Genomic DNA, 12,501 nt, shown 5'->3' with positions numbered 1-12,501 from the left:
CGAAGGAGCGGCCGGAGATCGCCGGGTCGCGCATCCAGTCGTACTGGCCGTGCATGACGTTGTGGCCGATCTCCATGTTGTCGAGGATCTTCGACAGGCCCAGCATCGCGGTGCCGACCAGCCAGGCCGGGGGCAGGAACAGCAGGGCCCGCCCGCCGGCCTCTAGCGCCCGCTGGGCCTTGATGACGCGACGGATGTAGTCGGCGTCCTTTTGGCCCAGGTCGGCAAGGACGCGGTCTCGCAGCGCGTCGAGTTCGCGGCCGAAGGCTTCGGCCTGATCCGGGGTCAGCGTGATCTTGTTCTGTGGCATGGTTTTCCCTCCGGGATCTAGAGCGCGATGTCGACGTCGCCGACCGGGACGGACACGCAGATCTGGACGTCGTCGTCGGGGACGGTCGAGACCGCGCCGGTGACCAGGTTGCGCACGGTGCCGGCGCTCTTGCGCCGCGTGCAGGTGTGGCAGATGCCCATCCGGCATCCGCTGGCCGGGGCCAGCCCGGCCGACTCGGCTTGCTCGAGCAGCGGCCGGCCGTCGTCGAAGACATCGATGGCACTGTCGGAGAAAGTGATTCGCCCGCCCGACGGTGTCGTCGGCGCATCGAGTGCGGGCGGCACAAAGCTCTCGGTGTAGACGTTGTCGCAGTGCTCGCGGACCGTCTCGACCAGGGCCGCCGGGCCGCACACGAACACCGCATCCGGTGCCGGCATGGCTGCCGCGAGGTGTTCCGGTCCGCAGCGGCCGACGAGGTCGCCACCGCCCGCGCGGGTGTAGCCGTGCAGCACCCGCACGCCGGGGAGCGGCGCGGCCAGCTCGTCGCGATAGCACGCATCCACGGGGGTGCGCGCGTAGTGGACGAACGCGACCTCGGCGCCGGGCGTGTCCGGGTGGCCCTCGGCGACCAGGGTGCGCAGCATCGCCATGACCGGCGTGATGCCGCTGCCGCCGGAGACGAACAGGATCCGTCGCGGTCGCCGGGCCGGCAGGACGAAGTCGCCCCCGACCCCGGACAAGCCGACCACCATGCCGCGGCGGGCACGGTGGTAGAGATAGTTGGACACCAGCCCGCCGTCGTGGCGACCGACCGTCAACTCGAGAGTGGCCGCACCTTCGGCGTTGGCCGGTGAATAGCAGCGGGTGTGCCGGCGGCCGTCTATCTCGACGGTGAGGTTGACGTACTGACCGGCCTTGACGGCATGGGCGGTGGTGAAGGTTTCGTTCGGGGCGAGCGTGAGGGTGACGCTGCGCGGAGTCGTCCGCCGGACGTCGACGACCCTGGCGCGGGCTTCCCCCCGCGTCCAGGTCGGATCCACCAACTCGGTGTACCGGTCGACGCCGTGCGGACCGGTGAGCAGGTCGAGCAGATCGGAACCCAGAACTCGCTTCCGGAACGCCCGGGCGAGGGTCCCACCGGAGGTGTGCGTAGTTTGAGTGAACATGTGTACACGGTGCTACCGCCCGGTCCAGGTAGTCAAGGCTTTCCCGCAGCTCTGTGTTAGGGTTCACACAGTGAACAGCCGTACGCCTGGCTCACGGCCGCGGGGTTCCGGACGCGAACGCTCCCGCGACAGCCCGTCGCGCGAGGAGCGCAAGCAGGCCACCAGGCGCGCCATCATCGACGCGGCGCTCAAGTTGCTGGGAGACCGCAGCTTCTCCAGCCTGAGCCTGCGCGAGGTCACCCGCGAGGCCGGGATCGTGCCGGCGGCGTTCTACCGTCACTTCGAGTCGATGGAGGCGCTCGGCCTGGTGCTGATCGACGAGTCGTTCCGTTCGCTGCGCGACACGCTGCGCGCGGCGCGCGCCGGCAGGTTCGACCCCAACCGGGTGATCGAGTCGTCCGTCGAGATCCTGATCGGCAGCGTCGCCGAGCGCCGCGAACACTGGCGCCTGATCGGCCGCGAGCGCAACAGCGGGCTGAGCGTGCTGCGCTACGCCATCCGCACCGAGATCCGCCTGATCACCTCGGAGCTGGCCACCGACCTGGCCCGCTTCCCGGGGCTCAACGCCTGGAGCACCGAGGATCTCAACGTGCTGGCCACCTTGTTCGTCAACGCGATGATCGCCATCGCCGAGGCAATCGAGGACGCGCAGAGCGCCGAGGCGCTGGAAGAGATCCGGCGCATCGCCGTCAAACAGCTCAGGATGATCGCCGTCGGCATCGCCGGCTGGCGGAGCAGCCCCTGACTCGGCTCACCGCTCGCGGGTGAGGTCCGGAGCGGCGTTCTCGTCGACGACCTCGTAGAACGACTCGCCGTCCTCGGGGGCGCCGTAGATCTGGCCCCGATGGGCCCGCCCTAGAGGTTCGTCGGCCACCGGCCCCGTCGCACCCTCGGGCACGTCGGGCGCTCCTGTGCCAGCCGCCGGTCGAGGGACTCGCCCTCGCGTGCTTCGCGTGCCGTCACACCGAAGCGGTCCGCCTCGCTCCAGCCCTCCGGCGGATCGACGACGATGTCGCCGTCGTCGTTGTGCACCTCGTCGGAATCGGTGCCCTCGCGCGGGTTCAGCGTTCCCCCGGGTCCGCCCTCCTCGGGGAGGTCCGCGGGGTTGAGCAATTGCTCGAAGCCATCAAACTGATCCGCCGGCTGTGGAGCGGTTCGCGGATCTCTCTCGCGGGCAAATACTTTCAGAAGAACTCATTGAAGATCTACGATCTGCCGCCGACACACCCCCGCCGATCTTCGTGGCGGCCGGCGGCCCCAAGAGCGCGACCCGGGCTGGCCGCTACGGCGACGGGTGGATCGGCCAGGACCGCGGCGTCGCCAACCCCCGGCTGATCGCCGCATTCGCCGGGGGTACGCGGGCCGCCGGTCGCGACCCCGCCAACCTGGGCAAGCGCGCCGAGATGTTCGCCGTCGTCGGGGACAAGGACCAGGCTGCCCGGAACGCGGTCCTGTGGCGGTTCACCGCCGGCGCCGTCGACCAGCCCAACCTCCTCGACCAGGGGCTCGCCGATTGGACCGTCGGCATCGACCCGGCACCCCACATCGCCGCCGTACAAAGGTTCTCGACGCCGGCGCCGTCCCGTTCCTGCACTTCCCCAGGAAGATTCGGTCACCGCCATCGACTTCTATTCCTCCCGCGTCGTGCCCGAGCTGCACTGAGATCGCTCGTTCGAGGTGCACACCCCCGGGTATCCGCGCCCGGACGGAGGACCGGCCCGGTGATGCCGCGGCGGGGAGGATCGCATGGTCGCAGAAGTCGAACTGGTACGCGTGCCGCAGACTGAGTCGCAGTGCGCCGTCGCGCCGGAGGTTCCCACGGTCGCCGGTCGCTACGCTGGATTGCATGTCGGATGAACGACGTGGGGAATCCGATGTCCCAGAGTGCATCGTCCCGGACTCCAAACACGAGCTGGCCGTGCGGATGGCCGAATTGGCCCGCACGCTTGCCGTCACCCGCCCGGTCGAGCACACCCTGAAAGGAGGTGACCGGCTCCGCACTGCAGATGATTCCGGGGGCCGATGCTGTGGGCGTGCTGCTGGTGGCCAAGGGCGGGGCCTTCGAATCCGTGGCCGGCACCCACGACGTGGTGGCCGAGCTCGACAAGCTGCAGATCACCTTCGGCGAGGGGCCCTGCGACGAGGCCGCCCTGCACGAAACGATTGTGCGCAGCGACGATCTGGGCGCCGAGACGCGCTGGCCGCGGTTCGCGCCGGGCGCCGTCCAGCAGGGGGTGCTGCGCGCCCTGTCGTTCAAGCTGTACACCTCGGATCGGACCGCGGGGGCGCTGAACGTGTTCGGCTTCACCGCCGGTGCGTGGGAGCCCGAGGCCGAGACCGTCGGCTCGGTGCTGGCCGCGCACGCCGCCGCGGCGATCCTGGCCGGGCGGCACGCGCAGCAGATGCAGACCGCGCTGTCCACCAGGGACCGCATCGGCCAGGCCAAGGGCATCATCATGGAGCGCTACGGCGTCGACGACATCCGCGCCTTCCAGATGCTGCGGCGACTGTCCCAGGAGCGACAGATGAAGCTGGCCGCCATCGCCCAGCGCGTCATAGAGACCCGCGGCGAGCGCCACTGAGGCCGGGTGGCGGCGCCGCCCCCCCGCGGCATCGCCGGCTCTAGGATGGTGGGACTCCATCAACGATGCCGGTGCGGCGCTGCACCGGGGAACGGCTGGCGACGGTGTGGGACTTCGAAACGGACCCGGAATACCAGGCGAAGCTCGACTGGGTCGAAAAGTTCATGGCCGACGAACTCGAACCGCTGGACCTTGTCGCCCTCGATCCCTACGACAAGAAGAACCCCGAGACGATGGCGGTCCTGCGGCCGTTGCAGCAGCAGGTCAAGAACCAGGGGCTATGGGCCGCCCACCTGCGGCCCGAACTCGGCGGTCAGGGCTTCGGCCAGGTCAAGCTCGCGCTGCTCAACGAGATCCTCGGGCGCTCGCGGTGGGCGCCGTCGGTGTTCGGCTGCCAGGCGCCCGACTCCGGTAATGCCGAGATCCTGGCGCTGTTCGGCACCGACGAGCAGAAGGCCCGCTACCTGCAGCCCCTGCTCGACGGCGAGATCACGTCCTGCTATTCGATGACCGAACCGCAGGGCGGTTCGGATCCCGGCCAGTTCGTCACCGCGGCCACCCGCGACGGTGACGACTGGGTGATCAACGGGGAGAAGTGGTTTTCCACCAACGCCAAGCACGCGTCGTTCTTCATCGTCATGGCCGTCACCAATCCCGAGTCGCGCACCTACGACAAGATGTCGCTGTTCATCGTCCCCGCCGAGACACCGGGCATCGAGATCGTGCGCAACGTCGGCGTGGGCGCCGAATCGTCCAGGCGAGCCAGCCACGGCTACGTCCGCTACCACGACGTCCGGGTGCCGGCCGATCATGTGCTGGGCGGCGAGGGCCAGGCCTTCATGATCGCGCAGACCCGGCTGGGCGGCGGCCGAATCCACCACGCAATGCGCACGATCGCGTTGGCGCGCAGCGCATTCGACATGATGTGCGAGCGCGCGGTGTCCCGCAAGACGCGGCACGGCCGGCTAGCCGACTTCCAGATGACCCAGGAGAAGATCGCCGACAGCTGGATCCAGATCGAGCAGTTCCGGCTGCTGGTGCTGCGCACGGCCTGGCTGATCGACAAGCATCACGACTACCAGAAGGTGCGCCGCGACATAGCCGCCGTCAAGGTCGCCATGCCGCAGGTGCTGCACGACGTCGCCCAGCGGGCCCTGCACCTGCACGGCGCGCTCGGCGTCTCCGACGAGATGCCGTTCGTCAAGATGCTGGTGGCCGCCGAGTCACTGGGCATCGCCGACGGTGCCACCGAGTTGCACAAGATGACGGTCGCCCGCCGCACGCTGCGCGAATACCAGCCGGTTACAACGCCTTTCCCGTCCGCGCACATACCGACCCGGCGCGCCGAGGCACAGGCCCGCCTGGCCGAACGCCTGGAGCACTCGATCGCCGAGTTCTGAGGGTTTGGCCGGCCGCGTTCGTGTGGTCCGCTCGCCGAGATCGACGTTTTGCAGGCCGCCTCTTGCACTTTGTCTGCGAAACGTCGATTTGGGTGACCAGCTGCCGGGGTGATTATGTAGCGCGGGCAGTCAGGAGATGTAGCGGACGATGCTCTCGGCCACGCACGCCGGCTTGGGTGCGCCCTCGATCTCGACGGTGGTCGACACCGTCGCCTGCGCGGCGCCGTCGCCGAGGTCGTCGACGCTGACCAGTGAGCTCTGCGCGCGCACCCGGGAACCCACCGGGACCGGGGCGGGAAAGCGAACTTTGTTGAGGCCGTAGTTGATTGCGAGCTTGATGCCCTTGACCGTGTACATCTGGTGCTGCAGCCGCGGCAGCAGCGCCAGGGTCATGAACCCGTGGGCGATGGTGGTGCCGAATGGCCCGGCGGCCGCGCGCTCGGGGTCGACGTGGATCCACTGGTGATCGCCGGTCGCGTCGGCGAACAGGTTGACGTCTTCCTGGGTGATCGTCACCCAGTCGCTCTGCCCGATGGTCTCACCCGTCGCGGCGGTGAGTTCGGCTACTGATTCGAAGATGCGCATGCGGTGTTCTCCTTGGGCTCCGGGTGGTAACAATAGCGCCGGATCGGGGCATGTTTGTCCGGGGGTCGTGGGGGTGGTCGCCGGGGAACGGCGCATGGCATCCGGCGCGACTTCGCGCCGCAGCAGCCCGATCCGGTTTGCCGGAAGCCGTCGCGGGAACCCAGGAGCGAACAGCGAAAGGACTCGCACATGCCTGAATTTAAGGTTCACAAGGCCGAATCCGACGTCGAGCCCGAAACCCACGAGTCGCGCCCGCGCGCTGGCCGCGGCGACGAGGACGGCACGTACGTCGGCCAGACCAGCCCCGACGACTCGATCGACGTCGGCGAGACCGGAGCCGAAGCCCGCGCCAACGAGAAGTAGCCGGTGCAAGATGGGGCGGTGCGGCTGCTGCTCATCGCCGATACCCACCTCCCGCGGCGCGGGCACGACCTGCCCGCCCGGGTGTGGGACGAGGTCGACGCGGCCGACGTCGTCGTCCACGCCGGCGACTGGACGAGCGTCGAGCTGCTCGACGAGCTGCAGAACCGGGCCGCCCGGCTGCTGGCGTGCTGGGGCAACAACGACGGACCGCGGTTGCGCGCGCGGCTGCCTGAGCGTGCCGACGCGGTGCTCGACGGCCTGCATGTCACGGTGGTCCACGAGACGGGCGCCGCGGCCGGGCGGGAGGCCCGGATGTCGCGGCTCTACCCCGACAGCAACCTGCTGGTGTTCGGCCACAGCCACATCCCCTGGGACACCACGACGACCACCGGCCTGCGGCTGCTCAACCCCGGCTCGCCGACCGACCGCCGCCGGCAACCCCACTGCACGTACATGACCGCGACCGTGACCGGCGGCGCCCTGACCAGCGTCGACCTCCACAAGCTTGAAAGATAGCTTCCCTAAAGAGGTATTATCGGAGGGGTGACAACCCGTTCCGCCCTCGCCGCCGACGTGACCCGTGCCGTCGGCCGGTTCCGCCGCCACCTGCGGCGCTCCGCCGGGACCGGCTACGCCCCCGGGCAACTGTCGGAGTCCCAGGCCGAACTGCTGCGGCTGATCGCCAGGAGGCCGGGGATCTCGGTCAACGAGGCCGCCGCCGAACTCGGCCTGGTGCCCAACACCGCCTCCACCCTGGTGTCGAAGCTGGTCGGTGCGGGGTTGCTGGACCGCCACGTCGATCCCCGCGACCGGCGCGTCGGCCGGCTGCATCTGGCCGAACCGGCCCAGCAGGTCATGGACGCCTCGGCCGCGGCCAGGCGCGCCCTGGTCGCCGAGTTGCTCGACAAGCTCGATGACGCCGAGATCGCTTCGCTGGCAGAGGGTTTGGCGGTCCTGGAGAGGATGACCACGATGCTGCAGGAGAAATCGATATGAGCGCGCCCGACATCATGGCGATCGACTGCCGCAACCTCACCTGCCGCTACGGGGACTTCACCGCCGTCGACGGCCTGAGCCTGCAGGTGCGGCCCGGCGAGACCATGGGACTGCTCGGCCCCAACGGTGCCGGCAAGACGACGGTGGTGCGGGTGCTGACCAGCCTCACGCCCGTCCGGCACGGCGAGCTGCACATCTTCGGGCTCGACGCGCGCACCCAGACCGTCGACATCCGCAGCAACATCGGTTATGTGCCGCAACAGCTTTCGATTGAGCCGGCGCTGACGGGCCGGCAGAACGTGGCTTGGTTCGCGCGGCTGTACGGGGTGGCCCGCGCCGAGCGGACGGAGCGTGTCGACCAGGCGCTGCAGGCCATGCAGTTGCTCGACGTCGCGAACCGGCCCGCGGCAACCTACTCCGGGGGCATGGTGCGCCGACTGGAGGTGGCCCAGGCGCTGGTCAACCGCCCGTCGCTGCTGGTGCTCGACGAACCGACCGTCGGCCTGGATCCGATCGCCCGCGACGGCGTCTGGACGCAGGTGCGGCACATGCAGGCCGAGTTCGGCATGACCGTGCTGCTGACCACCCACTACATGGAGGAGGCCGACGCATTGTGCGACCGCGTTGCGCTGATGCACCGCGGGGCGTTGCAGGCGGTGGGCACGCCCGGCGGGCTGAAGTCGGCCTTGTCCCCGCAGGCCACGCTCGAGGACGTTTTCCGCCACCACGCGGCCACCGAATTGGCCGGGGAAACAACCGAATCGGGCAAGCCGCTGCGCGAAATCCGCTCCCGCAGAAAGGCCGCCGGCCGTGTCGCTTGAGCAGCAGGCCCCCGCGCGGCTGCTGCGCGCGCCGCGCGGATGGCAACGGGTCGCCGCGACATGGGGCAATGTGGGCGCCTTCGCGATCGTGGAACTGCAGAAATTGCGGCACGACCGCACCGAACTGCTGACGCGGACGGTGCAACCGGCGCTGTGGCTGCTGATCTTCGGCACCACGTTCAGCCACCTGCGCGTCATCGACACCGGGTCGGTGTCCTACCTGGCCTTCCTGGCGCCGGGGATCATCGCCCAATCGGCGCTGTTCATCTCGATCTTCTATGGGATACAGATCATCTGGGACCGCGACGCCGGTGTCCTGGCCAAGCTCATGGTGACTCCGGCGCCCGCGTCGGCGCTGATCGCCGGTAAGGCGTTCGCGGCCGGGGTGCGCTCAGTCGCCCAGGTCGTCGGGGTGCTGGCGGTGGCCTACGCCATGCGCGTCGGGCTGACCGTCAATCCGCTGCGGATCCTGGCGGCCATGGGGGTCGTCATGCTCGGCGCCGCGTTCTTCGCGTGCCTGTCGATGACGCTGGCCGGGCTGGTCCGGAGCCGCGATCGCCTGATGGGCATCGGCCAGGCCATCACCATGCCCTTGTTCTTCGCGTCCAACGCGCTGTACCCGGCGAGCGTGATGCCCGGGTGGCTGCACGCGCTGAGCGTCGTCAACCCGTTGAGCTACGAGGTGAACGCTTTGCGGGCGCTGCTGATCGGCGCGCCGTTCGACCTCCTGGATCTCGTCGTGCTGGTCGTGGCGCCGATGCTCGGGATCGCCATGGCGGCAACGCTGTTGCGCCGCCTGGTCGCCTAGGCTCGCCGAAAGCGCCGGGCCGCCAACGCCGTAACAATCCCGATAGCCGATCGCGACGCTGCCGAGACCTATTCCGGCGCGATGCGTAATCGTTAGCCAACCGCGATGTCGCGCTGCGGCCACGACGGGCCGATCGCGTCCCTCCCCTGTGTTTGACTCCCCGAGAACAGATCCGACCGCGTCACGCGGAAGACAAAAAAGTTGGGTGGATGGGAGCCATGAAGTTCGTGGAAACGGTGCGCGGCGCGGCGGCAGGTATGCCACGCCGGCTGGCTATCGCGGCTATCGGGGCTGCCCTGTTGTCCGGTCTCGTCGGTGCGATCGGCGGCTCGGCGACCGCGGGGGCGTTCTCCAAGCCGGGTCTTCCGGTCGAATACCTTGAGGTGCCGTCGCCGTCGATGGGCCGCAACATCAAAGTCCAGTTCGAATACGGCGGGCCGCACGCGGTGTACCTGCTCGACGGTCTGCGCGCCCAGGACGACTACAACGGCTGGGACATCAACACCCCGGCCTTCGAGGAGTACTACCAGTCCGGGCTGTCGGTGATCATGCCCGTCGGCGGCCAGTCCAGCTTCTACAGCGACTGGTACCAGCCGTCGCAGGGCAACGGCCAGACCTACACCTACAAGTGGGAGACCTTCCTGACCCGGGAGATGCCCGCGTGGATGCAGGCCAACCGCAACGTCTCACCGACCGGGAACGCCGCGGTGGGTCTGTCGATGTCGGGCGGTTCCGCTCTGGTCCTGGCCGCGTACTACCCCCAGCAGTTCCCCTACGCCGCCTCGCTGTCGGGCTTCCTGAACCCGTCGGAGGGCTGGTGGCCGACGTTGATCGGGCTGGCCATGAACGACTCGGGCGGCTACAACGCCAACAGCATGTGGGGTCCGTCCACCGACCCGGCGTGGAAGCGCAACGACCCGATGCTGCAGATCCCGCGCCTGGTGCAGAACAACACCCGGATCTGGGTCTACTGCGGCAACGGCACCCCGAGCGACCTCGGCGGCGACAACATGCCCGCGAAGTTCCTGGAGGGCCTGACCCTGCGCACCAACCAGCAGTTCCAGAACAGCTACCTGGCCGCGGGCGGGAGCAACGGGACGTTCAACTTCCCGGCCAACGGGACGCACTCGTGGCCGTACTGGAACCAGCAGCTGGTCGCGATGAAGCCCGACATCCAGCACGTGCTGCTCACCAGCGCGGCCCCCGCCCCCGAGGCGCCCGCGCCCGCGTCCTAGGAGAACCAGCAGCGGCAGCGGCGCACCGGTCAGCGTCGCTGCCGCTGCCTTCTGGGTGCCTGGTCCAGCAGGGCGCGGCGGTCCCGGTGGAAGTAGGTGTACGCGGTTGTCAACGCGCACACCGCCGTTGCCAGCACCAGCATCCAGGTCCCGTTCACGACCACGCTGATGAGGCCACCCACCGTGGCGCCGATGACGAAGCTGGCCAGCAACAGAAGATAGCCCAGCCAGTCCGAGGCGTTTCCACCACCAGCGATGTGGCGTTCGATACCCTGGCCCATCTTGACGGTCGTGCCGGTCACATAGCTCAACGGCACCGACACCTCGCCGTCCTTGACGAACGACGTGTTCAAGGCCCCGGTGCCGAAGGCCATCAGCACGATCGGCGCGAAGTCGAGAAGGTTTTGTGCCCACCCTTCGTCGATGACGTCGACCACGGTGGCGGCCAGCAAACTCAGGGTTGTCAGCACCGTCGGACCATGCGGGTGGTCCACCCAGAAAAATCGCCGGCACAGTGACGCGACCACCACGCCTGCGACGAATGCCACAATGAGCAGCCCGGCGCTTACGGCGAGCCACACTTCGCCGGTGAAGTATCCGAGCACGGCGCGCTGGGCGTTGCCGGTGATGAAAACCACGAAATAACCCGCGGAGTGGGTGAATGAGATCGCGCCCACCACACCGGCGAGCACGGCCAGCACCCACGACAGACGAGCCTCACTGTTGAACACTTCCCCGGCCACGCCTAAATATTTGCAGACAAGCGTGGCGGGCGCAGAGCGCGAGTTGTCCTAGTCCGCGGTGAGCCGTGCGATGGAGCGCAGCGGGATCGGCAGCCATCCCGGGCGGTGCCGCGACTCGTAGCCGGCCTCGTAGACGGCCTTGTCGAGTTCGTAGGCGGACAGCAGCTCCGCCGAATCGCGCGGATCGACTCCGGACGCGGCCGCATAGCCCTCGCAGAACGCGGTGCGGTTGCGCTCGACCCATTCCCGGGCCCGGGCCGCGAGCTGCTTGTCGCTGGCCTGATCCGCCAGCGGCCCGTAGGCGGCGTACTCGAAGGACCGCAACACCCCGGCCACATCGCGCAGCGGCGAGTCCGGCGCCCGGCGTTCCTGCAGCGGCTGGCCCGGCTCCCCTTCGAAGTCGATCAGCAGCCAGCTCTCCGGTGTCCGAAGCACCTGCCCCAGGTGCAGGTCGCCGTGGACGCGCTGGACGGTGATCGTCTCGCCCGCCAGCTTGCCGAACCGCTCCTCGATGGCCGTCGCGTACTCCTCGAGTTCGGGCACCTTCGCCACGGTCGACGACATCCGCGCCAGCACGGTGTCGAGCGGGAACGTCGCCCGGCTGGTTCCGAGGTTCTCGGCCAGCGTGGCGTGCACCGAGGCGACCGCTTCGCCGAGCCGGAACGACTCGCCGGCGAAGTCGCCACCGACTTCGTGGGCGTAAAGGTCGGCCTCGGCGAACAGGTCACGGACGCTGGCCGTGGCCATCGCCCAGCCTTCGGCCGCATTGGACGCGAACTCGGTGACCATCCCCAGCGGCCACGCCGTGTCTTCGGTGCCGTCCGCCCCGGCGATCTCATAGGTGCCGAACAACCGCGCGACGTGCGGGTTGCCGGCGTGGGCGAGCACCCGGTTGAGTTCGATATCGGGATTCACGCCGCTGCTGACCCGCCGGAACACCTTGAAGATGGCCCGGCGGTCGAAGATCACGCTGGTGTTGCTCTGCTCGGCGTCCGCGACGTGCGGCAGCGCCTCCAGCGGCAGCTCGGCATCCGGTTCCTTGACGAACCTCAGCCGCGTCCCCGACGCCTCTCGCTCGGCCGACGCGTCGATCAGCGACAGCAGGAACTGCGGCGCATCGGTGTCGTACAGGGCGTCGAAACCGGTCCGATCGCCCGCCGCGCCGATCGTGGCGACCGTGCTGTACTCGGAGACCGGCGCCGTATCCCAGCGCACGATCACCTGGTAGCGTTCCGACGAGCCATCGGCATAGCTGGCGTCGACCAGCACCAGGTCGAGGTCTTCGCGCAGCGGCACCACCAGACTCGCATCGGTGGCGGCCAACTCGCGGTTACGCCCGCCGTACCACCGTTGCTGCGGCAGCCACTCGGCCCAGGGCAGCTTGGCCGGCTCACTCATGCTCACAACCGCCGCTCCTCCTCATCGCTCCGCTCTGCATCGTCGCGACACACTCACAACCGCCGCTCCTCCTCATCGCTCCGCTCTGCATCGTCGCGGCACACTCACAACCGCCGCTCCTCCTCATCGCTCC

Annotated in this window: 12 protein-coding genes and 4 pseudogenes; 10 read left to right on the top strand and 6 right to left on the bottom strand. The window is 68.9% G+C overall.

The genetic code is table 11. The features are described from left to right. Both AC2VOR_RS17920 and AC2VOR_RS17915 read right to left on the bottom strand, forming a co-directional pair. Positions 1-310, bottom strand: a pseudogene (locus AC2VOR_RS17920) (acyl-CoA desaturase); the annotation flags it as partial. 17 nt (positions 311-327) lie between these two features. Then, positions 328-1,437 (bottom strand): ferredoxin reductase, encoded by a 1,110-nt coding sequence (locus tag AC2VOR_RS17915; protein WP_369741210.1) that lies wholly within the window; start codon positions 1,435-1,437, stop codon positions 328-330. Between the two features lie 70 nt (positions 1,438-1,507). Between AC2VOR_RS17915 and AC2VOR_RS17910 the strand changes: the two genes are divergently transcribed. After that, positions 1,508-2,182, top strand: a complete 675-nt coding sequence (locus AC2VOR_RS17910; RefSeq protein WP_369741211.1) for a TetR family transcriptional regulator — start codon at positions 1,508-1,510, stop codon at positions 2,180-2,182. A 6-nt stretch (positions 2,183-2,188) separates the two neighbouring features. Here the strand turns inward: AC2VOR_RS17910 and AC2VOR_RS17905 are convergent. After that, positions 2,189-2,550, bottom strand: a pseudogene (locus AC2VOR_RS17905) (hypothetical protein). On the opposite strand from AC2VOR_RS17905, the pseudogene AC2VOR_RS17900 reads away from it, so the two are divergent. The 3 genes and pseudogenes from AC2VOR_RS17900 to AC2VOR_RS17890 all read left to right on the top strand — a co-directional run. Continuing rightward, positions 2,473-3,099, top strand: a pseudogene (locus tag AC2VOR_RS17900) (LLM class flavin-dependent oxidoreductase); the annotation flags it as partial. The pseudogenes AC2VOR_RS17905 and AC2VOR_RS17900 sit on opposite strands and share 78 nt — an antisense overlap. 262 nt (positions 3,100-3,361) lie before the next feature. Beyond that, positions 3,362-4,019: pseudogene (locus AC2VOR_RS17895) on the top strand (GAF and ANTAR domain-containing protein). Between the two features lie 104 nt (positions 4,020-4,123). Beyond that, on the top strand, positions 4,124-5,419 hold the full coding sequence (locus AC2VOR_RS17890) for an acyl-CoA dehydrogenase family protein (protein ID WP_486964240.1): 1,296 nt from the start codon (positions 4,124-4,126) through the stop codon (positions 5,417-5,419). Positions 5,420-5,548: 129 nt separating this feature from the next. Here the strand turns inward: AC2VOR_RS17890 and AC2VOR_RS17885 are convergent, their stop codons facing one another. Continuing rightward, complete coding sequence (locus AC2VOR_RS17885; protein WP_369741213.1) at positions 5,549-6,004, bottom strand: MaoC family dehydratase; 456 nt, start codon at positions 6,002-6,004, stop codon at positions 5,549-5,551. 189 nt (positions 6,005-6,193) lie between these two features. Between AC2VOR_RS17885 and AC2VOR_RS17880 the strand changes: the two genes are divergently transcribed. The 6 genes from AC2VOR_RS17880 to ag85C all read left to right on the top strand — a co-directional run bounded on the left by AC2VOR_RS17880 (position 6,194) and on the right by ag85C (position 10,227). Then, positions 6,194-6,367 (top strand): hypothetical protein, encoded by a 174-nt coding sequence (locus AC2VOR_RS17880; RefSeq protein WP_369741214.1) that lies wholly within the window; start codon positions 6,194-6,196, stop codon positions 6,365-6,367. Between the two features lie 18 nt (positions 6,368-6,385). Further along, the gene (locus AC2VOR_RS17875) at positions 6,386-6,883 is read left to right on the top strand and encodes a metallophosphoesterase family protein (RefSeq protein ID WP_369741807.1); all 498 of its coding nucleotides are present in this window, start codon (positions 6,386-6,388) and stop codon (positions 6,881-6,883) included. An 18-nt stretch (positions 6,884-6,901) separates the two neighbouring features. After that, positions 6,902-7,363, top strand: a complete 462-nt coding sequence (locus tag AC2VOR_RS17870; RefSeq protein WP_486964239.1) for a MarR family winged helix-turn-helix transcriptional regulator — start codon at positions 6,902-6,904, stop codon at positions 7,361-7,363. Beyond that, positions 7,360-8,184 (top strand): ATP-binding cassette domain-containing protein, encoded by an 825-nt coding sequence (locus AC2VOR_RS17865; protein WP_369741215.1) that lies wholly within the window; start codon positions 7,360-7,362, stop codon positions 8,182-8,184. Before AC2VOR_RS17870 ends, AC2VOR_RS17865 begins: the two co-directional genes overlap by 4 nt. Then, positions 8,174-8,992, top strand: a complete 819-nt coding sequence (locus AC2VOR_RS17860) for an ABC transporter permease (RefSeq protein WP_369741216.1) — start codon at positions 8,174-8,176, stop codon at positions 8,990-8,992. Before AC2VOR_RS17865 ends, AC2VOR_RS17860 begins: the two co-directional genes overlap by 11 nt. Positions 8,993-9,210: 218 nt before the next feature. Next, positions 9,211-10,227 carry a diacylglycerol acyltransferase/mycolyltransferase Ag85C gene (gene ag85C / locus AC2VOR_RS17855; protein ID WP_369741217.1) on the top strand — a complete coding sequence of 339 codons (1,017 nt, stop codon included), beginning with the start codon at positions 9,211-9,213 and terminating at the stop codon, positions 10,225-10,227. 29 nt (positions 10,228-10,256) lie between these two features. On the opposite strand, the gene AC2VOR_RS17850 is transcribed toward ag85C, so the two are convergent. Further along, entirely contained in the window at positions 10,257-10,970 is a 714-nt protein-coding gene (locus AC2VOR_RS17850; RefSeq protein ID WP_369741218.1) for a YoaK family protein, read from the bottom strand. 48 nt (positions 10,971-11,018) lie between these two features. Continuing rightward, on the bottom strand, positions 11,019-12,368 hold the full coding sequence (locus AC2VOR_RS17845; protein ID WP_486964238.1) for a maltokinase N-terminal cap-like domain-containing protein: 1,350 nt from the start codon (positions 12,366-12,368) through the stop codon (positions 11,019-11,021). Positions 12,369-12,501 lie beyond the last annotated feature (133 nt).

It is taken from the genome of Mycobacterium sp. TH-M103 (assembly GCF_057473785.1).
This window is presented reverse-complemented; position numbering and strand designations above follow the sequence as displayed.

Excerpts from the sequence above, each read along its gene's own strand:
- AC2VOR_RS17915 (WP_369741210.1), bottom strand. The coding sequence starts at position 1,437 with ATGTTCACTCAAACTACGCACACCTCCGGTGGGACCCTCGCCCGGGCG.
- AC2VOR_RS17885 (WP_369741213.1), bottom strand. The coding sequence starts at position 6,004 with ATGCGCATCTTCGAATCAGTAGCCGAACTCACCGCCGCGACGGGTGAG.
- AC2VOR_RS17880 (WP_369741214.1), top strand. The coding sequence starts at position 6,194 with ATGCCTGAATTTAAGGTTCACAAGGCCGAATCCGACGTCGAGCCCGAA.
- AC2VOR_RS17865 (WP_369741215.1), top strand. The coding sequence starts at position 7,360 with ATGAGCGCGCCCGACATCATGGCGATCGACTGCCGCAACCTCACCTGC.
- ag85C (WP_369741217.1), top strand. The coding sequence starts at position 9,211 with ATGAAGTTCGTGGAAACGGTGCGCGGCGCGGCGGCAGGTATGCCACGC.
- AC2VOR_RS17845 (WP_486964238.1), bottom strand. The coding sequence starts at position 12,368 with ATGAGTGAGCCGGCCAAGCTGCCCTGGGCCGAGTGGCTGCCGCAGCAA.